At 72.6% G+C, this 20,423-nt stretch carries 20 protein-coding genes; 10 read left to right on the top strand and 10 right to left on the bottom strand.

Going from position 1 to position 20,423, the window contains the following annotated elements; genetic code table 11:
* Positions 1–11: 11 nt before the first annotated feature.
* Complete coding sequence (locus ACFYNU_RS07960) at positions 12–188, bottom strand: hypothetical protein (RefSeq protein WP_356585121.1); 177 nt, start codon at positions 186–188, stop codon at positions 12–14.
* A gap of 243 nt (positions 189–431) precedes the next feature.
* Between ACFYNU_RS07960 and ACFYNU_RS07955 the strand changes: the two genes are divergently transcribed.
* Complete coding sequence (locus ACFYNU_RS07955) at positions 432–1,478, top strand: NUDIX domain-containing protein (protein WP_356585120.1); 1,047 nt, start codon at positions 432–434, stop codon at positions 1,476–1,478.
* Here ACFYNU_RS07955 and ACFYNU_RS07950 read toward each other — a convergent pair.
* Entirely contained in the window at positions 1,419–2,162 is a 744-nt protein-coding gene (locus ACFYNU_RS07950) for an MBL fold metallo-hydrolase (protein ID WP_356585119.1), read from the bottom strand. The two genes, ACFYNU_RS07955 and ACFYNU_RS07950, sit on opposite strands and share 60 nt — an antisense overlap.
* 148 nt (positions 2,163–2,310) lie before the next feature.
* Positions 2,311–3,675: a dipeptidase gene (locus ACFYNU_RS07945; RefSeq protein WP_356585118.1), complete on the bottom strand. Its 1,365-nt coding sequence runs from the start codon at positions 3,673–3,675 to the stop codon at positions 2,311–2,313.
* 148 nt (positions 3,676–3,823) lie between these two features.
* Here ACFYNU_RS07945 and ACFYNU_RS07940 point away from each other — a divergent pair, with 148 nt between their 5' ends.
* The 3 genes from ACFYNU_RS07940 (at position 3,824) to ACFYNU_RS07930 (ending at position 7,755) form a co-directional block, all read left to right on the top strand.
* On the top strand, positions 3,824–5,218 hold the full coding sequence (locus ACFYNU_RS07940) for a geranylgeranyl reductase family protein (RefSeq protein ID WP_388765492.1): 1,395 nt from the start codon (positions 3,824–3,826) through the stop codon (positions 5,216–5,218).
* A gap of 633 nt (positions 5,219–5,851) precedes the next feature.
* Positions 5,852–7,093, top strand: a complete 1,242-nt coding sequence (locus ACFYNU_RS07935; protein WP_388765490.1) for a sensor histidine kinase — start codon at positions 5,852–5,854, stop codon at positions 7,091–7,093.
* On the top strand, positions 7,090–7,755 hold the full coding sequence (locus ACFYNU_RS07930; RefSeq protein ID WP_356585116.1) for a response regulator transcription factor: 666 nt from the start codon (positions 7,090–7,092) through the stop codon (positions 7,753–7,755). Before ACFYNU_RS07935 ends, ACFYNU_RS07930 begins: the two co-directional genes overlap by 4 nt.
* Before the next feature lie 19 nt (positions 7,756–7,774).
* Here the strand turns inward: ACFYNU_RS07930 and ACFYNU_RS07925 are convergent, their stop codons facing one another.
* Both ACFYNU_RS07925 and ACFYNU_RS07920 read right to left on the bottom strand, forming a co-directional pair.
* A complete protein-coding gene (locus ACFYNU_RS07925) occupies positions 7,775–8,152 on the bottom strand; it encodes an SCO4225 family membrane protein (RefSeq protein WP_356585115.1) in 378 nt (125 codons plus the stop codon).
* A 74-nt stretch (positions 8,153–8,226) separates the two neighbouring features.
* On the bottom strand, positions 8,227–9,573 hold the full coding sequence (locus ACFYNU_RS07920) for an MFS transporter (protein WP_356585114.1): 1,347 nt from the start codon (positions 9,571–9,573) through the stop codon (positions 8,227–8,229).
* Positions 9,574–9,649: 76 nt separating this feature from the next.
* On the opposite strand from ACFYNU_RS07920, the gene ACFYNU_RS07915 reads away from it, so the two are divergent.
* The 5 genes from ACFYNU_RS07915 (at position 9,650) to ACFYNU_RS07895 (ending at position 15,885) form a co-directional block, all read left to right on the top strand.
* On the top strand, positions 9,650–10,864 hold the full coding sequence (locus ACFYNU_RS07915; protein WP_356585113.1) for an ROK family protein: 1,215 nt from the start codon (positions 9,650–9,652) through the stop codon (positions 10,862–10,864).
* A gap of 274 nt (positions 10,865–11,138) precedes the next feature.
* Positions 11,139–11,999 carry a YhjD/YihY/BrkB family envelope integrity protein gene (locus tag ACFYNU_RS07910; protein ID WP_388765540.1) on the top strand — a complete coding sequence of 287 codons (861 nt, stop codon included), beginning with the start codon at positions 11,139–11,141 and terminating at the stop codon, positions 11,997–11,999.
* A 213-nt stretch (positions 12,000–12,212) separates the two neighbouring features.
* Entirely contained in the window at positions 12,213–12,521 is a 309-nt protein-coding gene (locus tag ACFYNU_RS07905) for an SHOCT domain-containing protein (RefSeq protein WP_356585112.1), read from the top strand.
* Entirely contained in the window at positions 12,518–13,318 is an 801-nt protein-coding gene (locus ACFYNU_RS07900) for an ABC transporter ATP-binding protein (RefSeq protein ID WP_356585111.1), read from the top strand. The genes ACFYNU_RS07905 and ACFYNU_RS07900 overlap by 4 nt, the downstream gene beginning before the upstream one ends.
* The gene (locus ACFYNU_RS07895; protein WP_356585110.1) at positions 13,315–15,885 is read left to right on the top strand and encodes an FtsX-like permease family protein; all 2,571 of its coding nucleotides are present in this window, start codon (positions 13,315–13,317) and stop codon (positions 15,883–15,885) included. Before ACFYNU_RS07900 ends, ACFYNU_RS07895 begins: the two co-directional genes overlap by 4 nt.
* Before the next feature lie 72 nt (positions 15,886–15,957).
* On the opposite strand, the gene ACFYNU_RS07890 is transcribed toward ACFYNU_RS07895, so the two are convergent.
* Positions 15,958–16,503: an ATP-binding protein gene (locus ACFYNU_RS07890; protein ID WP_356585109.1), complete on the bottom strand. Its 546-nt coding sequence runs from the start codon at positions 16,501–16,503 to the stop codon at positions 15,958–15,960.
* 267 nt (positions 16,504–16,770) lie between these two features.
* On the bottom strand, positions 16,771–17,088 hold the full coding sequence (locus tag ACFYNU_RS07885) for a hypothetical protein (protein ID WP_356585108.1): 318 nt from the start codon (positions 17,086–17,088) through the stop codon (positions 16,771–16,773).
* A 244-nt stretch (positions 17,089–17,332) separates the two neighbouring features.
* Here ACFYNU_RS07885 and ACFYNU_RS07880 point away from each other — a divergent pair, with 244 nt between their 5' ends.
* Complete coding sequence (locus ACFYNU_RS07880; RefSeq protein WP_356585107.1) at positions 17,333–18,442, top strand: PLP-dependent cysteine synthase family protein; 1,110 nt, start codon at positions 17,333–17,335, stop codon at positions 18,440–18,442.
* A gap of 181 nt (positions 18,443–18,623) precedes the next feature.
* Here ACFYNU_RS07880 and ACFYNU_RS07875 read toward each other — a convergent pair whose 3' ends face one another.
* The 3 genes from ACFYNU_RS07875 to ACFYNU_RS07865 all read right to left on the bottom strand — a co-directional run bounded on the left by ACFYNU_RS07875 (position 18,624) and on the right by ACFYNU_RS07865 (position 20,345).
* A complete protein-coding gene (locus tag ACFYNU_RS07875) occupies positions 18,624–18,890 on the bottom strand; it encodes a hypothetical protein (RefSeq protein ID WP_356585106.1) in 267 nt (88 codons plus the stop codon).
* Between the two features lie 184 nt (positions 18,891–19,074).
* Entirely contained in the window at positions 19,075–19,518 is a 444-nt protein-coding gene (locus ACFYNU_RS07870; RefSeq protein ID WP_356585105.1) for an SRPBCC family protein, read from the bottom strand.
* Positions 19,515–20,345, bottom strand: coding sequence for a DeoR/GlpR family DNA-binding transcription regulator (locus ACFYNU_RS07865; RefSeq protein ID WP_356585164.1), 831 nt, complete (start codon positions 20,343–20,345; stop codon positions 19,515–19,517). The genes ACFYNU_RS07870 and ACFYNU_RS07865 overlap by 4 nt, the downstream gene beginning before the upstream one ends.
* Between the last annotated feature and the right edge of the window lie 78 nt (positions 20,346–20,423).

The following is a 20,423-nucleotide window of genomic DNA, read 5'->3' as shown; positions in this document are numbered from 1 at the left end:
GCCGGGCTTCGTCAGGAGGCGGGCTCTCTGGACTGCCGCGGCACCACCACCAGGAAGACGTCCGACTCCAGATCCATCACGACCTCGGCCGGCATGCCCTCGCGGCGCCGCGCCCGCGCGAACTCCTCGGCGCGCCAACTGCCGCGCGGGTCCCCGGCGGGGAATCTCTCCAGTACGTCGCGGTGCATCGCGTACCCCCTCGTCCTGTCCCGCTCCCGATATCCCGCTCCAACGACCCTGTGTCCGGATGTGTTACGGCTCCGGCCGAAAACGCTCGCCGGGACAGGGCTCGCCACCGCCTCCGTAAGAGGTGGCGAACAGGACACGGACCGGCAACAGCGGGGTGTCGACGGGGCAGCCGGAATCGGCCACGTGTTTCCACTGCCTGGTGTTGCGGGCAATCCACATGGGGCTACGGAAGAGGGGGAACCGTGATCGTCTGGCTCAACGGTGCGTTCGGGGCGGGCAAGACCAGTACGGCGCGCGAGCTGATCGACATGATCCCGAACAGCACCCTGTACGACCCCGGGCTGACCGGATCCGGGCTGCGGGAGCTGCTGCCGCAGAAGCGACTCGCCGAGGTGAGCGACTTTCAGGACCTGCCCATCTGGCGCCGGCTGGTCGTGGACACGGCCGCCGCGCTGCTCGCCGACGTGGGCGGCGTCCTCGTCGTCCCGATGACTCTGCTGCGGCAGGAGTACCGGGACGAGATCTTCGGCGGTCTGGCGGCCCGTCGCATTCCCGTCCGGCATGTGCTGCTGGCGCTGGATGAAACGATTTTGCGCGGGCGAATAGCCGGGCGCGCCGGTGCTGACCCGGGCGGCGACGACCCGGCCCGCGCCGAGCGCGCCAGACAGTGGGCCTACGAACACATCGAGCCCTACCGCAGCGCGCTCGGCTGGCTCACCTCCGACGCCCTGGTCGTCGAGGCCGGGGGGCTCACGCCGGCGCAGAGCGCGACGGTCGTCGCCGAGGCCGTGCACGCGGGCACGGCGGGGCTCTGCGAGATCGTGCAGACACCCGAGCCCACGGCGGAGACCGTCGCGGCGGGGGTGCTCCTCTTCGACGAGCGGGACCGGGTGCTGCTCGTCGATCCCACGTACAAGCCGGGCTGGGAATTCCCCGGCGGGGTCGTCGAGCGCGGCGAGGCCCCGGCCCGCGCCGGGATGCGCGAGGTCACCGAGGAGATCGGGATCGAACTCGGCCATGTGCCACGGCTGCTGGTGGTCGACTGGGAGCCGCCGATACCGCCGGGCTACGGCGGCCTGCGACTGCTCTTCGACGGTGGCCGGCTGCCGGTCCACGACGCCGAGCGACTGTTGCTGCCCGGCTCGGAGCTGCGCGGCTGGCGTTTCGTCACCGAGGACGAGGCGGCGTCGCTGCTGCCACCCGTCCGCTTCGAGCGGCTGTGCTGGGCGCTACGCGCCCGGGAGCGGCGGACCGTGCTCAATCTGGAGGCCGGTGTCCCGGTCGGCTGACACCCGCAGTACGGAGGCGGCGTCCGTCGTGGCGTCGGTGACCAGTGGATCGCCATGGCCGAAACAGACGGTCGACGGACCCAGCGCCGCCAGCCGGATCATGGACCGCTTGGCGCTCTCACGGTTGACGTTGAACACGCCGAGCGTCACCCGGCGTTCGGCGGCGGCCACGGCGTCACCCGTGAACAGCACACCGTGGTACGGCAGATGGACGGCGATGGAGCCGTACGTGTGCCCCGGCACGTGCACCACCCGGGCGCCGTCACCGAAGGGCAGCTCGTCGCCGTCCTCCAGTTCACGGTCCACCCGGGTGGGCGGCGCGGGCGGCACGGTCAGCCCGCGCTCGTACAGCGGGATCTCCCAGTCGAGCAGCAGCGGGTCCGGTACGGGCCACTCGCCGCGGATGATCGGTGCGTCGAGGCGGTGCGCCATCACCTCGGCCCCGTACCGCCCCGCCAGCTCCTGCGCCGCGCCCACATGGTCGCGGTGGCAGTGGGTGAGGACGATACGGCGCAGATTCCCGGGGGTGAGACCGAGATCGCGGATGGCGTACTCGATGTCCGGTCCCGCGTAGACATGACCCGAGTCGACGAGAGTCAGCTCGTTCTCGTCCTGCCACAAGTACGCCTGACCGATGGGGAAACGGAGCATATGCAGCCGTGGACTGATCGCAACGAGATCCATATGTCGAATGTATGCAGTGTGGAAGGGTCGTGCGCACCACTTCGCTGACGGCGATTTCCGCTGTCCGCAGAACGGCGGAGTGAACCTCCGGGCCCACTCCCACGTCCGGACCCGCGCCCGGCGGCGGGCGGGCGCGGGTGACGGGCCGTCAACCCTGCTTGGACCGGGCGTAGTTGACCAGGAAGTGCGCCTCGGCCACCGAGAGCCGCTCCAACTCCTCCGGTGAGACGCTCTCGTTGACCGCGTGAATCTGCGCCTCCGGCTCGCTCAGCCCGATCAGCAGGATCTCCGCCTCCGGGTACAGCGCGGCCAGCGTGTTGCAGAGCGGGATGGAGCCGCCCATCCCGGCGGTCTGCATCTCCTCGCCCGGGTAGGCGATCCGCATCGCCTCGGCCATCGAGGTGTACGCGGGGCTCGTGGTGTCCGCGCGGAACGGCTGGCCCTGCCCGACCTGTTCGACCGCGACCCGCGCGCCCCACGGGGTGTGCGCCTCGATGTGCGCGGTGAGGAGCTTCGTCGCCTCGACGGCGTCCTGGCCCGGCGGCACCCGCAGGCTGATCTGCGCACGGGCGCTCGCCTGGAGCGACGGGGTCGCGCCGACCACGGGCGGGCAGTCGATGCCGATGACGGTGACCGCGGGGCGGGCCCAGACCCGGTCGGCGACGGAGCCGCGGCCGATCAGCCCGACGCCGTCCAGCACCTTGGCGTCCTTACGGAAGTCGGCCTCGGGATAGGCGAGTCCGTCCCAGTCGGCGTCGGAGGCCAGGCCGTCCACCGTCGTCGAACCGTCCGGGGACCGCAGCGAGGCCAGCAGTTGGATGAGCGCGGCCAGGGCGTCCGGGGCCGCGCCGCCGAACTGCCCGGAGTGCAGATTGCCTTCGAGGGTGTCGACCTGGACACGCAGCATGGTCATGCCGCGCAGCGTCGCGGTGACCGTCGGCAGCCCCACCCGGAAGTTGCCCGTGTCACCGATGACGATCGTGTCGGCGGCCAGCAACTCCGGGTGCTCCTCCGCGTACCGCTCCAGACCGCCGGTGCCCTGCTCCTCGGAGCCCTCCACGATCACCTTGACGCCCACCGGCACGCCGCCCGCCGCCTTGAGGGCGCGCAGCGCGAGCAGATGCATCACGAAGCCGCCCTTGCAGTCGGCGGCGCCGCGTCCGTACCAGCGGCCGTCGCGCTCCGTCAGCTCGAACGGCGGTGTGGCCCAGGCGCTCTCGTCGAGCGGCGGCTGCACGTCGTAATGCGCGTACAGCAGCACCGTCGGGGCCCCTTCCGGGCCGGGCAGGAAGCCGTAGACGGACTGGGTGCCGTCCGGGGTGTCGAGGGCGGCGACATCCTGGAAGCCCTCGGCCCGCAGGGCGTCCGCCACCCATGCGGCGGCGGCCTCGCACTCGCCGCGCGGGAACTGCGCGGGATCCGCCACCGACCGGAAGGCCACCAGCTCCGCGAGCTCCACCCGGGCGCGGGGCATCAGCGAGGCGACGGTTTCTGCGATCGGACTGACGGACATGGGCACGCTCCTGGCGGGTGCGACGTTATGTGTTTGTGTGCGTGTCGAAGACTGGGCCGATCCTCCCACAGCGGACCCGGTCCCAACGCGCCGTAGGATGCCGTGCGAGAGCAAGGGCCACCGGTCGGATCAGGAGCAGAAGCACATCGTGAGCAGCGAGAACGCAGACGCCGGAAGTGAATCTGGAAGCGCGCCCGGGACGGGTCCCGAGTCCGTTCCCGAGACTGTTCCCGAGGCCGGTCCGGCGGGTGAGCAGGACCGGTCGGTGTGGGACGTCGTCGTGGTCGGCGCGGGCCCCGCGGGCGCGTCCGCGGCCTACGCGGCGGCGGTCGCGGGCCGCCGCGTGCTGCTGCTGGAGAAGGCCGAGCTGCCCCGCTACAAGACCTGCGGAGGGGGGATCATCGGCCCCTCGCGCGATTCGCTGCCCCCCGGCTTCGAACTGCCCCTGCGCGACCGGGTGCACGCGGTCACGTTCTCGCTGAACGGCCGGCTGTCGCGGACCCGACGCTCCCGCCGCATGCTCTTCGGGCTCATCAACAGGCCCGAGTTCGACGCGAGTCTGGTGGAGCACGCCCAGAAGGCGGGCGCCTCGCTGCGTACCGGCGCCTCGGTGTCCCGCGTCCAGCAGCACGGCCCCGCCGTGCCCGACCGCCGTACGGTCGCCGTGGTCCTCGCCGACGGCGAGACGATCCTGGCGCGGGCGGTCGTCGGCGCCGACGGAAGTGCCGGCCGGATAGGCGCTCATGTCGGCGTGAAGCTCGACCAGGTGGACCTCGGGCTGGAGCTGGAGATCCCGGTGCCCCCCACGGTCGCCGAAGACTGGGCGGGCCGGGTCCTCATCGACTGGGGCCCGCTGCCCGGGAGTTACGGCTGGGTGTTCCCCAAGGGCGACACGCTCACCGTCGGTGTCATCTCGGCGCGCGGGGACGGCGCCGCGACGAAGCGCTATCTGGAGGACTTCGTCGCCAAGCAGGGGCTGGCCGGATTCGAGCCCGCGATCTCCTCGGGCCATCTGACGCGCTGCCGCAGCGACGACTCGCCGCTCTCCCGCGGCCGGGTGCTGGTGTGCGGCGACGCGGCGGGCCTGCTGGAGCCATGGACCAGGGAAGGCATCTCCTTCGCACTGCGGTCGGGCCGGCTCGCGGGGGAGTGGGCGGTCCGGATCTCGGAGGCCCACGACGCGGTGGACGCCCGCCGTCAGGCGCTGAACTACGCCTTCGCGATCAAGGCGGGTCTCGGCGTGGAGATGAGCGTCGGCCGCCGGATGCTCTCCGTCTTCGAGCGCAGGCCGGGAATGCTGCACGCGGCGATCACCGGATTCCGGCCCGCGTGGAAGGCGTTCGCCGACATCACGCGCGGGGTGACGTCCCTGGGCGGCCTCGTACGGACCCATCCGCTGGCCCGCCGCGCGCTGGACGTGCTCGACCGGCAGAAGCCGGGCACGGCGCAGGGCGCCGCGAAGAGCGCCCGGGAGCAGGAACGGGAGTCGCGGGACGACGACGACAGGGACAAGGACCCGAAGGACGGCGCGGTCACCACGTAGTCCGGGCTGCCCGGACCCGGCGCCGGCCCTCCGGGCGGACCCCGGCTCCCTGGCCGCACTTCGACGGGGCGGCGGCCGGGGGCGCGGGCAGCCAGGCCCCTCGGGTCCGGGGGCCCGCTGCCTCGCTCTCGGGCCGACTCGGCGGGGCCGACGCGTTGTACGAGCAACCGGACCGCACTCGGCGTCGGCCGGTCGCCGGAGCGGTCGCCGTCATGTCGCCGCCGTCCGGGCCATCGACAGCGAGGCGAAGGATCGCCGTGCCGGACGACCCGGGCCGTACGCGGACGACCAGACGGGCGGTCGGGCGGGGGCGATCAGGCGGACGGCCGGCGACCGCGCACCCGCACGTGCCGGTGGCGGTGCCGTGGTCCGAGGGACCCGGCGCGTCCCGGTGGCCGGACGCGTGCGACACGCCCGAGCCGTGCGCAGGGGCGCCCGTCGTGCCGTTGCGGCGGCCCCACGCGAGGAAACACCTCGCGGGAGCGTCGACCGCACCGGATACGCCCCCGGCGAGGTCGACGAGCCGCTGCCGGCGGCCGATCCGTGAGCCGCCCACGTACTCCCCCGGGAGTACGCGCGGTCGCCACGCCCGGCGGACGCAGCGCACCCGTCCGCCCGTCTAGCGTGACGGGTATGGAACAGCGGATCAGGCGCCACGGGTTCGGGCCCCCCTGGCTCAGGGGTGGGCCCTGGGCGGGTGCCGGTGGGACCGGGGACGGCCCGGACGGGTACGGGAACGCGCGGCTGCCCTGGATCACCACCGTGGTGCTCGCCGTCTTCGTCATGGTCGGTACGGGCTTCGCCGCCGAGGCGCAGCCGGACCGGGAACCGCTCGACGCGTTCGCCCGCGTCCTGCTGCTCGCCGGGCCCGCGCTGCTCCTGCTGCGCCACCGGTATCCCGTCCTCTGCGTCTTCGGCGTCAGCCTGTCGGCGATGATCTACCTCGGCGCCGGCTACCCGTACGGCCCGATCTTCGTCACCGTCGCGGTCGCCTGCTTCGCCGCGATCGTCTCCGGACACCGCGGAGCGGCCTGGTGGGCGATCGGTCTGCTCTGGGCCAGCCATCTGCTCGTCGGCCATCTGCTCTACCGTTTCCTGCCGCCCGGCGGCGACTCCGCCGCGCCCTGGGGGCCCGAAGCGGGCGTCTCCGCCTGGGTGGCCGCCGTTCTCGTCGGCTCCGAACTGGTCAGGGTGCGCCGGGAGCAGTGGCTCCACGACCGGCGGGAGCGCGCCGCCGCCGAAGCGCGCCGCGCCGACGAGGAGCGGCTGCGCATCGCGCGCGAACTCCACGACGTGCTCGCCCACTCCATCTCCGTCATCAACGTCCAGGCGGGCGTGGGCCTCGCGCTCATCGACTCCGACCCGGAACAGGCCCGGACAGCCCTCACCACCATCAAGGCCGCGAGCAAGGAGGCGCTGGGCGAGGTACGCCAGGTCCTCGACACGCTCAGGACCTCCGGCGACGCCCCCCGCGCCCCCGCGCCGGGACTCGACCGGCTCCCCGAACTCGTCGAACAGGCGGCGGGCGCCGGTCTGACCGTCGAGCTGGCGAACGAGGGCGAGCCCGTCGCGCTGTCGCCCGGCGCCGATCTCGCCGCCTTCCGTATCGTCCAGGAGGCCCTCACCAATGTGGTACGGCACTCCGGTTCGCGTACGGCTCATGTCCAGGTCGGTTACGGGACGGGCCTGCTCACCCTCCGTATCGACGACGCGGGACCCGCCACCGGCGACGAGGCCGGCGGCAGCGGCAACGGACTGGCTGGGATGCGTGAACGCGCCGCCGCCCTCGGGGGCACCATCGAGGCGGGGCCACGCCCCGACGGTGGTTTCCGCGTACGGGCCGCCCTCCCCCTGAAGCCCAAGGAGACACCGTGATCCGTGTCCTGCTCGCCGACGACCAGTCACTGGTACGGGCGGGCTTCCGCGCCCTGCTCGACGCCCAGCCGGACATCGAGGTCGCGGGGGAGGCCGCAGACGGTGCGGACGCGCTGCGCAAGGTGCGCGAACTCGCCCCGGACGTCGTCCTGATGGACATCCGGATGCCGGTGATGGACGGGCTCGACGCCACCCGCAGGATCACCGAGGACGGCGGCCTCGACCAGGTGAAGGTGGTCATGCTCACCACCTTCGAGCTGGACGAGTACGTCTTCGAGGCGCTCCGTTCCGGCGCGTCCGGCTTTCTCGTCAAGGACACCGAGCCCGAGGAACTGCTGCGCGCCGTCCGGGCGGTGATGGACGGCGACGCGCTGCTGTCGCCCGGTGTGACGCGGCGGCTGATCGCGGAGTTCGCCTCGCGCTCCAAGGCGCCGTCGTCGTCCGACGGCCTCGGCGAACTCACCGAGCGGGAGCGGGAGGTGATGGCTCTCGTCGGGATCGGGCTCTCGAACGAGGAGATCGCCCGCAGGCTGGTCGTCAGCCCGCTCACCGCCAAGACGCATGTGAGCCGCACGATGGTGAAGCTCGGCGCCCGGGACCGGGCCCAACTGGTCGTCAGGGCCTACGAGTCGGGGCTGGTGCGACCGGGCTGGCTCGGCTGACGCACCGTCAGTTCCGGTGTCAGGCCCCGCGAGGAGCGTGCGCGTGGCCGGTACGGTCGCTGCTCAGCAGCCGGACGAACGCCCCGATGGCCGCCGCCTGGATGAGTACGGAGGCGATGAGCGTCACATAGCCGAACGTGGCCGACGAGGCGAACGACTCGCTGACCGACGTTCCCCCGGCGATGAAGAGGAAGACGGTGGGCGCGGCGAGGAAGAAGAGCCACAGCCCGGCGAACGACGCGTCGCCGTGCTGCGCGAACAGCGTGTCGACGGCCACGTAGACCGCCGTCGCGGCGACGACGGCGAGATAGATCTGGGAGGCCCGGTTTCCGTAGACGAGCCGGGCGGCGGGGCTCCGGGCGAGCCGGGACAGCGCCTTCAGGCGTACTGACTTCATGAGGTCTCTCTCCCGTGTCGGTTGGGTTCCTCCATCGTGGGACGGCCCGAACCGATGTGCCTGAGTACGGCTACTCATCCCTCCTGGCGCGCGGCGCGGGCCGCCGCCGGGGCCGCCGGGGGAAGCTCGGTCGGGGCTGCCGCGCGGGCCGCCGCCACCGGATCGGGCGCCGAGACATTGCGTGCCGAGTACGCGATGAGGGCCGCCGCGGCGGCCAGCAGGGCGACGGTCGTCAGCGCGACAGGCAGGGAGAACCAGTCGGCGAGGAAGCCGATCGCGGGCGGTCCCAGCAGCATGCCGCCGTACCCCAGCGTGGACGCGGCGGCGACCCCGCTCGGGCCCGCGAGCGCGCCCGCCCTGGCCACGGCCACCGGGAAGATGTTGGCGAGACCGAGCCCGGTGACGGCGAAGCCGGCCAGCGCGAGCCAGGTCGTCGGCGCGAGGGCGCCGAGGAGCATACCGAGCGCCGCGAGCCCACCGCCGGCGACCAAGGTGCGGGTCTGGCCGAGCCGTTCGAGCAGCGCCGTACCGGACAGGCGGCCCACCGTCATGGCGAGGGCGAAGAGCGAGTATCCGGCGGCGGCGAGCCCGGCACCGGCGTCCAGGTCCTGGGCGAGATGCAGGGCGCCCCAGTCGGCGAGGGCGCCTTCCCCGTACGCGGTGCACAGCGCGATCACGCCGAAGAGGATGACCAGCCGGCGCGTACGCCGGTCGGGCCGCCGGGAAGCCGTTTTCGCAGCGGCGGAGGCTGCGGAGGAGGAGGTGGACGAGGCGGCGGGAGCGGTGGCGCTGGGCAGCGTGAGGCGCAGCAGCGAGGGACCGGCCAGCACGGTGACGAGCACGCCGACGCCCGTGAGGGCGAGAAGGTGCGTGGACGCGGAGAGACTGCCCGCCACCAGACCGCCGAGCCCCGCGCCCGCCATGCCGCCCAGGCTGAACGCGGCGTGGAAGCTGGACATCACGGGACGGCGCAGCGCGGCGACGAAATCGACGGCCGCGCTGTTCATGGAGACGTTGAGCGAGCCGTACGCGGCGCCGAAGACGAGCAGGACGAGGCCCAGTGTCAGCGCCGAGTGCGTCTGCGCGGGCAGGGCGATGCTCAGCGCCAGCAGCAGCGAGCTGACCACGGTCACCGGATGGCTGCCGAACCGCGCGCACATCCGCCCCGTGAACATCATCGTGATCACGGCTCCGGCGGACACCCCGAGGAGGGCCAGCCCGAGGTCGCTCGCCGACGCGCCGGTCTGCTGCTTGATGGCGGGGATACGGACGACCCAGCCGGCGAAGAGGAAGCCGTCCAGGGCGAAGAAGAGGGTCAGGGTGATACGGAGCCGGGTGAGGCGGGAGAGCGCGGCGTCGGCGGCGGGATCTCCGCCGCGACCCCCCGTCATGGCCGTCCGGAGTTTGTTTAGGTTCGGCACAAAGTAAGGATAGGGGCACGGGGCCGATCCGTACAAGGCGGCGGTTCGACGGCGGGATCATGGGAGACTCACCCATATGAACGGCAAGGCGACGACGACCAGGACACGACTGGAGAGAGGCCGCAGCGCGCTCGGCCCCGCACTGGAACTGGTACACACGGGCCGCGCGCCCACCCGCGCCGTGCTCACCACGGAACTGGGCGTCACCCGTGCGACGGCGGGCGCCGTCGCCGCCGAACTGGAAGCGCTCGGCCTGATCCGGGTCGACTCCCGCCCCGGCGCCGCGGCCGGATCCCAGGGCCGCCCCTCGCACCGGCTCGCCGTGGACGACACCGGCCCGGTGGTGCTCGCCGCCCAGGTCCACGCCGACGGCTTCCGCGCCGCCCTGGTCGCCCTCGGCGGCCGTACGGTCGCCACCACCCCCGGCTGCGTCATCGTCTCCTCCGACCCCGCCCAGGTGCTCGGCGCGGTCGTCGCCGAGGGCGCCGCGCTCCTGCGCGAGAGCGGACGACGCTGCGTCGGCGCGGGCCTCGCCGTCCCCTCGGCGGTCGCCGAACCGGAAGGCACCGCGCTCAACCCGCTGCACCTCGCCTGGCCGGCGGGCGCTCCCGTACGTGACCTCTTCGTCGAGCAGGTACGCGCCGCGGGCATCGAGGGCCCGGCCTTCACGGGCAACGACGTCAACCTGGCGGCCCTCGCCGAGCACCGGCACGGCGCCGGCCGGGGCGCCGGTCAACTCCTCTGTGTCGCCACGGGACATCGCGGCGTCGGCGGCGCGCTCGTCGTGGACGGCCGTCTGCACACGGGCAGTTCGGGACTCGCGCTCGAAGTCGGCCATCTGACCGTCAACCCCGAGGGCAGGCCCTGCCATTGCGGCAGCCGGGGCTGTCTCGACGTCGAGACCGACCCGCTCGCCTTCCTCGACGCCGCGGGCCGGGACCCCGGCCCCGAGGGGTCGCTGCTTCAGCAGTCGCGGGACCTGCTCCGTACGGAGTACGCCGACCGGTCCGTACGGGCGGCGGCCGAGGAACTGATCGACCGGCTGGGCCAGGGGCTCGCCGGACTGGTGAACATCCTCAACCCGGACCGCGTCATCCTGGGCGGCCTGCATCGCGAACTGCTCGACGCCGATCCCGCCCGGCTGCGTGCCGTCGTCGCCGACCGCAGCCTGTGGGGGCGGAGCGGCAGCGTGCCGATCCTCGCCTGCGCGCTCGACCACAACAGCCTGGTCGGCGCCGCCGAACTGGCCTGGCAGCCGGTCCTGGACGACCCGCTGGCCGCACTGACCTGACGCCGCACCGACCTGACGCAGGCCTGACCTGACGTCGACCTGACCTGACCCGGCGAGTCGGGCCGGTCAGGTCAGCGCCGGGCCGTGCCCCGCCGGTCAGTGCCGTGCCCCACCTCGGGATCGGCCGGACGCGGGCGCCGACGTACGCCGGCGCGCGCCCGCTTGGCCGCGCTCCCGCCCACCGCCGGTTCCCACCACCGGTTCCCACCACCCGTCCGGCCGCACCACGGACGGTTCACACCCCTTCGCGGGTAGGTCACCCCGTATGACCGAGATGCCGTCCGGGACCGAGCCGTCCGGCGCCGAGCCCCCGCCGCCCCCGCCGCGCTGGTTCCGGCGCCTCGACCGGTGGCTGCGCGCGTCACCGGTCGGACTCGCCTGGACCCGCGGGCGCGACATGGAGTTGATGCACCGGGCCATGGGTTTCGCGGCGCTCGGATTCCTCACCTTGGTCCCGGTACTGGTCCTCGTCGCGGCGGCCGAACCCAACAGCGGCCAGGGCTTCGCGCGCTGGCTCGGCCAGGCGATCGGTGTCACCCACGAGTCCCAGAGACAGGTGGAGCGACTGTTCGGCGTCCCGGCCGCAGCGCTCCAGCGCACCACCGCCTTCGGTCTCGCCGCGCTCGCCGTCTTCGGACTGACCTTCGGCTCCGCCGTCCAGACCGGTTACGAGAAGGTCTGGGACCTGCCCACCGCGCGCTGGCACACGATGTGGCGCCATGTCGTCTTCCTCGCCCTGCTGGTCGCCGCGCTGCTCGGCTTCACCAACACCCCCAGCCCCGACGACCCCGTGCTCGGCCCCCTGGTGGTCGTCGTGCTGGATGTCATCGGCACGTTCCTGTTCTTCTGGATCGCCCAGCGCATGCTGCTCGGCGGGCGCGTCCGCTGGAACGCGCTGCTGCCCGGCGCCGTCGCCACCACCCTCGGTCTGCTCGGCCTGCGCGGGTTCTCGCAGCTCGTCTTCTCGCCGCTGATCGCCTCCAGCGCCGTCACCTACGGCCCGTTCGGGACCGTCCTGGTGCTCCAGTCCTGGCTCGTCGGCGTGGGATTCGTCGTCTACGGCGGGGCGCTGGTGGGCCGTCTCGCCCACGAGGGCCGGGTGTTCCGCAGGCTGAAGGACCTCGACGAGAGCTGATCCACCCGTGGCCGCCCCGGGGCGGCCCTCCGGGGGAGCAGCCGTTTCCGGCCCGCGTACTCCCCGTGAGGTACCCGTACTGCCGCTGGCCGTACGACGACTCGGACCCCCTCCCGGCGGGACTCTCGAAAGCGACAGAGGACGACGACGAGCGGCAGCGAGAAGCCGCCGTAGCCGACCTCGCGGAAGTCGCGAACCGAGGAGTTGATCAGGATGAACACCCTTGCGAACAGTGGTGGGCCCGGCCCCTGGATCCTGTTGTTCCCGCTCGTCTGGCCAGCGGTGATCGTCGGCGGCGTCACGCTCCTGCGCCGCACCGTCTGGCGCGGACGCCGGGGCGGACCCCCGTGGACGGCCGGCCGGTCCACGCCGGACCCGCGTGACGTGCACGATGAGCGGTCGCCGATCGCCATGCTGGGACGGCGGTTCGCCGCCGGTGAGATCGACGAGGACGAGTACTGGCGCCGGCTGTCCGTCCTGGACGAGCAGTTCGGCCGTACGGGCAAGGGCGGCGCCGCGTGACCACCAGCACCGCGGCCACCAGCACGGCGGCCACCGCCACCGCCGCCCGCGTCGTCGACGCCGTGAAGGTCTACGGCCGGGGCGACACGGAGGTCAGGGCCCTGGACGGGGTGAGCGTCGGCTTCCCGGCCGGCCGGTTCACCGCGATCATGGGGCCCTCGGGCTCCGGCAAGTCCACACTCATGCACTGCGCGGCCGGACTCGACACACTCACCTCCGGCTCCGCGCTCATCGGCGAAACGGACCTGAGCACCCTGGACGACCGCGCACTCACGCTCCTGCGGCGCGAACGCGTCGGCTTCGTCTTCCAGGCGTTCAACCTCATCCCGACCCTCACCGTCGCCGAGAACATCACGCTCCCGATGGATCTCGCGGGCGCCTCACGCGACGACGAGTGGTACGACGCGCTCATCGACGTCGTCGGACTGCGCGACCGCCTGCACCACCGCCCCGCCGAGCTGTCCGGCGGTCAGCAGCAGCGTGTCGCGGTGGCCCGCGCCTTCGCGGGCAGCCCCGACGTCGTCTTCGCCGACGAGCCGACCGGCAATCTCGACTCGCGCTCCGGCGAGGAGGTGCTACGGCTGCTGGGCAGCACCGTGCGCCGTACGCGTCGCACGGTCGTGATGGTCACGCACGACCCGGTCGCCGCCGCCCACGCCGACGAGGTCGTCTTCCTCGCCGACGGACGGCTCGTGGACCGGATGACGGACCCGACGGCGGAGCGGGTGCTCGACCGGCTCAAGGCGTTCGACACGAGAACGGGCGCCACCCCCGTCACCCGGGGGGCGCGGTCATGAGCGGAACGCGTGCCTCGCTGCGGATCAGCGTCTCCTCGCTCCGCGCGCACAAGCGGCGCCTCGCCGGGACCTTCACCGCCGTCCTGCTCGGCGTGGCCTTCCTGACGGGCACCCTCGTCATGGGCGACACGCTGCGCGGCAGCTTCGACACCATGTTCGGCGACGCGGCCGGTGGCACCGACGCCGTCGTCCGCGGCGCCGACGTCGTGACCGTGCCCGGCGACGCGCAAGGCACCCGCGAACCGGTCCCCACCGCCCTGATCGAGAGGATCGAGCGGGTCCCCGGAGTCGCCGCCGTCGCGCCCAGGATCGAGGGCGCGGGACAGCTCGTCGGCTCCGACGGCGAGCCCGTCGGCGGCCAGGGCCCGCCCACCGTCGCCGGCAACTGGATCGACGACGCCCGGCTCAACCCGTACCAACTCGCCGACGGGCGGCTGCCGGTGAGGACCGGTGAGGTCGTGCTCAACCGCGGCGCCGCCGAGGCGGGCAAGCTGGCGATCGGCGACACGACCGTGCTGCGGACGCCCGATCCGGTACGGGTGACGGTCGTCGGTCTCGCGACCTTCGGCGGCGAGGACGGCATGGCCCAGGTCACCTACACCGGGATGACCAGGGCCGACGCGGAGAAGTACCTCGCGCCCAGGCCCGGCGAGGCGGCGAGCATCCAGGTACGGGCCGGACCCGGCACCGAGCAGGGCGAACTGGTGGAGTCGCTCCGGAAGGTCCTGCCGGCCGGCGTGGAGGCGATCACCGGACAGCGGTCCGCCGACGAGAACCAGGAAATGATCTCCGGACAGTTCCTGAGCCTGTTCACCACCCTGCTGCTCGTCTTCTCCGGCATCGTGCTGCTCGTCGCGACCTTCTCCATCCACAACACCTTCGCCATCGTCGTGGCCCAGCGCACCCGCGAGAACGCGCTGCTGCGCGCCCTCGGCGCCACCCGGCGCCAGGTCGTGGGCGGCGCACTGGCCGAGGCGGGCGTCGTCGCCCTGGTCGCGTCGGCCGCGGGCCTGCTCGGCGGCATCGGAGTCGCCGCCGGGATGCGGGCGCTGTTCCCCGTCATCGGATTCCCCTTCCCCGAGGGGGCGTTGGTGATCCGCGCGCTCTCGCTGCTGCTGCCGCTCACCGTCGGCGTGGTCGTCTGTGTCGGCTCGGCGCTCCTGCCCGCCGTACGGGCCGGGCGCACCGCGCCGCTGGCCGCTCTGCGCGAGACGGCCGTGGACGACTCGGGCGCCTCCCGCACCAGGGCCGTCGTCGGTACGGTGCTGGGCCTGGCCGGGATCGCCACGATCCTGACCGGTGTCCTCGCCGCGCCGTCCCTCGTGCTCGCGGGCACGGGAGCCGTCCTCGCGCTCGTCGCCTTCGTGGTCCTCGGCCCGGTCGCCTCCTCCTTCGCCGTACGGATCCTGGGCGGGCCGCTGGACCGGCTGCGCGGCGTCTCGGGTGCCCTGGCCAAGCGCAACGCCCTGCGGAGCCCGAAGCGCACGGCGGCGACCGCGACCGCGCTGATGATCGGCGTCGCCGTGGTCTCGCTCTTCACCGTCTTCGGCGCCTCGCTGAAGGCCACCATGGATCAGACGGTGTCGCGCTCCTTCGCCGGTGATCTCGCGGTCAGCGTGCCCGCGTTCGGCGGCGGAGGCAGCGGGCTGAGCCCCCGGCTCGCGCCCGCCCTGGCCGAACTGCCCCAAGTGGGCTTGGCCGTGGGGCTCGGCAGGGGAGTGGCCGAGGTCGACGGGGACGGCCGTCAGCTGACCGTCACCGACCCGCCCGCGCTCGCCGAGGGCTTCGATCTCGGGTCCGTGGACGGCTCGTTCGACGGATTCGGCACGAAGGACATCGCGGTGTCACGGGCGCAGGCCGACGACCGGAATCTGACGACCGGCGACACGACCCGACTCACCTTCACCGACGGCCGGAAGGAGACCTTCACCGTCAGGGCGGTCTACGAGCGGTCCGAACTCGCGGGCGACTACGTCATCACCCGCGCGGCCTGGGCCCCGCACCGTACCCAGGACGCCGACACGCTCGTCTCAGTCACCTTCGAGGACGGCGTGCCGGCCGCCGAGGCCAGAGCGGCCGTGGACAAGACGGCGGCGGCCTTCGGCGACCCGGACGTGCAGACACGCGACGAGTACGCGCGGACGTCAGCCGGGGCCATCGACATGATGCTCACGCTGATCTACGCGCTGCTGGCGCTCGCCGTGCTCATCGCGCTGCTGGGCATCGCCAACACCCTCACCCTCGCCGTCCACGAACGCACCAGGGAACTGGGCCTGTTGCGCGCGGTCGGCCAGACCAGGGCGCAGCTGCGGGCGATGGTCCGCTGGGAGTCCGTGCTGGTGGCCGCCTTCGGTACGGCGGGCGGACTGGCACTCGGCGCTCTGCTGGGCTGGGTCGTCGTCAAGGCGTCCGAGGGCGCGGGAGACACGGCCTTCGCCTTCGCGCTGCCGCCGGCGCGGCTGCTGCTCGTGGGCGCGGTCGGACTGACGGCCGGCGTGATCGCGGGCTGGCGCCCCGCGCGAAGGGCGGCACGTCTGGACGTGCTGCGCGCCATCGCCACCGAGTGAGGCGACGGCGTGGTGACGCGGTGACGCGGTGACGCGGTGAGGTCCCCCCGCCCGGGTTCCCCCCCCGCCCGGTCAGCCGACGACGGCTGACCGGGCGGCGGTATGGTCGCGCTCCCCGGACACGGCCCGGATGCCCGCGAAGGCGCTGTCGGCGAAGGAGGTGCCCGAGAACGGGCCGTCCGTCGTCGCGCCGTACAGCGGATGCCGGGGCGGAGCTGCGGCCGACGAGGCGGGAAGCGTGAACCAGATGACCTTTCCCGTGTCACCCTCCGCGCGCACCCCCCAGCTCTCGCTGACGGCCTCGATCAGGGCGAGACCACGCCCGCACATGTCGAGCGGGTCGGCCTCCTTGATGGTCGGCAGGCGCGGGTCGTGGTCATGGACCGCGACCGTGAGCCGGTCGAGCAGGAGTTTGATGTCGACGGTGCACATCTTGTCCGGCTGTGCGTGCCGGTGGACGTTGGTCAGCAGCTCGGTCACGCCGAGCGCCGCTTGGTCGATCAGTGGGTCGAGCTGCCAGTAGCGCAATTGCGCAGAAACGATTCTGCGGACCTGGCGGATCCGCGACGGCAGGGCCTGGAGCTCCACCGTGCACTGCCTGCTTGGCTGGCTGATCACGGCTGCGACTCCCCGATTGAGTCCGGAAGAAGGCATGGATCACATCCAGCAGCTCACTCGCGAGGCTCGCTGCTGTCTTGCCCGGCGGGGCTGGATCGCAGCGTCACCACCGGTTCACCCTGAGTGATGTACTCCAGAGTGGGCCATGTGGTACGGGACCGCAACTCGCGGGCCGTGGGCCAGGTGCCGGCGGGCAGGGCAGACATCGATGATCGGGCGCCGACGGTCAGGCACGGGCCGTCGGCGCCGGTGGTCGGATTCAGGTCGTCAGGTCTTCGCCGTCCCAGCCCTGCGTACGGTCTCCAGGAAGCGTCCGGCCAGCAACCGGCCCTCGGGCCGTCTGCCGTCCCCGCCCATCGTCAGCCGGTAACGCGTGCCGTTCACGGTCGCCACCGTGCTGTCCTCCCCCCGGAACCACGGCTTCGCCGCCTGCACCGCCCGCAGCGGCGCGCTGTCGATGACCCGCCCGTAACTCGTCAGCAGTGCCAGTCTGCCGTCCTGGATGAGCACCCGGCCCGCCTTGGTGAGCGAGCGGGGCCAGCGCTCTATCTCGACGCCGCTCGCACTGAACTCCGGCTCCGCCATGGCTCATCCGCCCCCTTCGTGCTGTTCCCTGTAGGGAAGTCTGCACAACTCAACGCGCGGACGCCAGAGAGACTTCCCCGCCAGCCCCTGACGACACGTCACACCCCTCCGACCCGCCCGCGGGGCGCCCGGAGGGCCTCATGTCCAAGGCGCGGCTATGGATACCCAAAGGTACGGTTTGCCCAGGTCGAGGGCTTACTGTTGCGCCGGGGCACGGGCACCGGCGGGACGAGGGACGGCGCGCATGACGGAGCAGCAGCAGACCATCGACGTGAACCGCGGCGACCCCGCGTACCGGTCCTGGCTCAAGGAGGCCGTACGCAAGGTCCAGGCCGACGCCAACCGCTCGGCCGACACCCATCTGCTGCTCTTCCCGCTGCCCGAGCGGTGGGGCATCGACCTGTATCTGAAGGACGAGTCCACCCACCCGACCGGCAGCCTCAAACACCGCCTCGCCCGCTCGCTGTTCCTGTACGGGCTCTGCAACGGCTGGATCCGCCCGGGAAAGCCCGTCATCGAGGCGTCCAGCGGCTCCACGGCGGTCTCGGAGGCGTACTTCGCGAAGCTGATCGGCGTCCCGTTCATCGCGGTCATGCCGCGCACCACCAGCCCCGCGAAGTGCCGGCTCATCGAATTCCATGGCGGGAGCTGCCACTTCGTGGACGACCCACGCCGGATGTACGAGGAGTCGGCCACCCTCGCCGCCGAGACCGGCGGGCACTACATGGACCAGTTCACCTACGCGGAGCGGGCCACCGACTGGCGCGGCAACAACAACATCGCCGAATCGATCTATCAGCAGCTGAGGTTGGAGCGCTACCCGGAGCCCGCGTGGATCGTGGCGACGGCCGGCACCGGCGGCACATCGGCGACCATCGCCCGCTATGTGCGCTACATGCAGTACGACACCATGATCTGCGTCCCGGACCCGGAGAACTCCTGTTTCTTCGACGGCTGGACGCGCCGCGACCCGCAGGCGTGCAGCGAGCGCGGCTCACGGATCGAGGGCATCGGCAGACCGCGCATGGAGCCGAGCTTCGTGACCGGGGCCATCGACCGGATGATGAAGGTGCCGGACGCGGCGAGCATCGCCGCCGTACGCGTCCTGGAGCGCACCATCGGCCGCAAGGCGGGCGGTTCGACGGGCACCGGGCTGTGGAGCGCGCTGCGGATCGTCTCCGAGATGGTGGCCGACGGCCGCAAGGGCAGTGTGGTGACGCTGATCTGCGACCCGGGCGACCGCTATCTCGACAAGTACTACTCCGACGACTGGCTCGCCACGCAGGGCCTCGACATCGCGCCGTACACCGCCACCGTCGAGGAGTTCCTGCGGACGGGCGTCTGGCCCGGCTGACCGGGGTCTGTCTCCCCCGGGGTTTCCCGGACGCGGGCGACCGACCTGCGGTGTTGCGTCGACCGCACCGTCGGCGTGCACGGAGTGATCAGGAAGGGCGACTACGAGGGCGACTACGAGGGCGACGTCGAGGGCGACCGCGACGACCGGCACTGACGGTCGCCTACGACCTCGCGCGACGTCACTTGGCGTCGCGCTCCGGCAAGGGGGAGTAGCGGGTGGGACCCGGACTCCGGCCCTCCGGGGGGAAGTCGCAGTCGAGGCTGGAGACTTCGTAGTCGTCGCCTTCGTTCTGCTCCTGGTCGACCACCACCGACGCGGTGCACGCGCGGCCGTGCTCGTCGGTGAATGTGACGATCTCGCTGTAGTCGGTCGGCACGCCGCACCCGGTGAGCAGCAGCGCCGCCCCGGCGACCACCGCCACACCCAACCCCCGTAGCAGTTTCATCCGTTGCCCCTCCACCACGTCCGCTTCCGCGGGCCGGCTCGCCCGCCGCGCCACACCGTAGCCGCCGACCACACCGGGGGTCCCGAACAGTCGGCGAAACGACGGGAGTTGTTCGCCGTCCGTCCGCCGCCCGTCAGCCGTCCCGTCGGATTCACGTCGCCGTCCCGGGGAGCCGGCGTGGCTCTCAGCGCCCCTGACCCCGCAGCAGGCCGTCCACGACCCGGCCGAAGACGACGCGTCCCGTCCGCGCGGTCACCCCGTCCAGGAAGCGCGGCAGGAAGCGCACACGCAGCTCCTCCGTCCACCGGACAAGGGTGCGACCACCGCTCTCCGTCACCTCGATCTCGGCCCAGCCGGTGATCACCCGGCCCCGCTTCTCCAGCCGGCAGCGCCCCGGGCGCCCCGCCGCGGGCGGCTCCCACCGCACGACCTCCATCGGGTCGTCGAACCGCGCCCGCCCGACTCCGGTACGCGCCACGAACACCGTCCCGGTCCCGGTCGGCCCCGGCGTCGTCACGAGGACCCGGGTCAACGGCACCCCGCCACCGTGCGCCGGCCAGTCGGTGATCCGCAGCCAGGCCTCCTCGGCGGGCAGCGCCGTACCGCGTGCGACCCGGAAGACGGTCATCCGTCGGCCGATTCCCCGGCGACCACCAGTCCGGGCAGCTGCTCCACGATCTCCTCGCGCACCTCGGGCGAGAGCCCCGCGTCCGTGACGAAGGTGTCGACCTGGTCCAGCGTGGCGAACGAACTCAGGCCCACCGTCCCCCACTTGGTGTGGTCGGCCACGACCACCACCCGGCGCGCGGAGCGCACGAAACGGCGGTTCGTCTCCGCCTCGGCCAGATTCGGCGTGGACAGCCCCGCCTCGGCGGAGATCCCGTGCACACCCAGGAACAGCACGTCGAAGTGGAGCGAGCGGATCGCCTGGTCGGCGACCGGACCCACCAGCGAGTCCGACGGCGTACGGACCCCTCCCGTCAGCACCACGGTGGCCGCGCCCGCGCGCTGACCGCCCGACGACCCGGCGGGCTGCGCGGCGTGGAACACGTCGGCGACCCGCACCGAGTTCGTCACCACCGTCAGATCGGGCACGTCCACCAGATGGTGCGCCAGCGCGTACGTGGTGGTGCCGCCCGACAGCGCGATGGCCCGGCCGGGCACCGCCATCGCGGCGGCGGCCCGCGCGATGTCCTCCTTGGCGCTCAGCTCCAGCTCCGACTTGGCCTCGAAGCCCGGCTCGTGCGTGCTCGCCTCCACCACGGGCACGGCGCCGCCGTGCACCTTCTCGATGACGCCGAGGCGGGCGAGCGCGTCGAGGTCCCTGCGGACCGTCATGTCGGAGACGTTGAGCTTGCGCGTCAGCTCGTTGACACGGATACCGCCGCGCCGTCGCACCTCGTCGAGGATCAGGGCCCGTCGCTGTTCCGCGAGGAGGTTCTGGTTGTCACTCACCACCGGGGCCTGTCCTTCCACGCCGGCATCGTGCGGGGCCGCCGTACACAGCTGATCATCAGGGTTCCTCATCCTCCC

The organism is Streptomyces sp. NPDC006643 (assembly GCF_042870175.1).
Lineage (GTDB): Bacteria > Actinomycetota > Actinomycetes > Streptomycetales > Streptomycetaceae > Streptomyces.
Note: the sequence above shows the minus strand (reverse complement) of the source record. Positions and strands in the feature narration are given on the sequence as shown.

Excerpts from the sequence above, each read along its gene's own strand:
- ACFYNU_RS07960 (WP_356585121.1), bottom strand. The coding sequence starts at position 188 with ATGCACCGCGACGTACTGGAGAGATTCCCCGCCGGGGACCCGCGCGGC.
- ACFYNU_RS07950 (WP_356585119.1), bottom strand. The coding sequence starts at position 2,162 with ATGGATCTCGTTGCGATCAGTCCACGGCTGCATATGCTCCGTTTCCCC.
- ACFYNU_RS07945 (WP_356585118.1), bottom strand. The coding sequence starts at position 3,675 with ATGTCCGTCAGTCCGATCGCAGAAACCGTCGCCTCGCTGATGCCCCGC.
- ACFYNU_RS07935 (WP_388765490.1), top strand. The coding sequence starts at position 5,852 with ATGGAACAGCGGATCAGGCGCCACGGGTTCGGGCCCCCCTGGCTCAGG.
- ACFYNU_RS07925 (WP_356585115.1), bottom strand. The coding sequence starts at position 8,152 with ATGAAGTCAGTACGCCTGAAGGCGCTGTCCCGGCTCGCCCGGAGCCCC.
- ACFYNU_RS07915 (WP_356585113.1), top strand. The coding sequence starts at position 9,650 with ATGAACGGCAAGGCGACGACGACCAGGACACGACTGGAGAGAGGCCGC.
- ACFYNU_RS07910 (WP_388765540.1), top strand. The coding sequence starts at position 11,139 with ATGCCGTCCGGGACCGAGCCGTCCGGCGCCGAGCCCCCGCCGCCCCCG.
- ACFYNU_RS07905 (WP_356585112.1), top strand. The coding sequence starts at position 12,213 with ATGAACACCCTTGCGAACAGTGGTGGGCCCGGCCCCTGGATCCTGTTG.
- ACFYNU_RS07895 (WP_356585110.1), top strand. The coding sequence starts at position 13,315 with ATGAGCGGAACGCGTGCCTCGCTGCGGATCAGCGTCTCCTCGCTCCGC.
- ACFYNU_RS07885 (WP_356585108.1), bottom strand. The coding sequence starts at position 17,088 with ATGGCGGAGCCGGAGTTCAGTGCGAGCGGCGTCGAGATAGAGCGCTGG.
- ACFYNU_RS07880 (WP_356585107.1), top strand. The coding sequence starts at position 17,333 with ATGACGGAGCAGCAGCAGACCATCGACGTGAACCGCGGCGACCCCGCG.
- ACFYNU_RS07875 (WP_356585106.1), bottom strand. The coding sequence starts at position 18,890 with ATGAAACTGCTACGGGGGTTGGGTGTGGCGGTGGTCGCCGGGGCGGCG.
- ACFYNU_RS07870 (WP_356585105.1), bottom strand. The coding sequence starts at position 19,518 with ATGACCGTCTTCCGGGTCGCACGCGGTACGGCGCTGCCCGCCGAGGAG.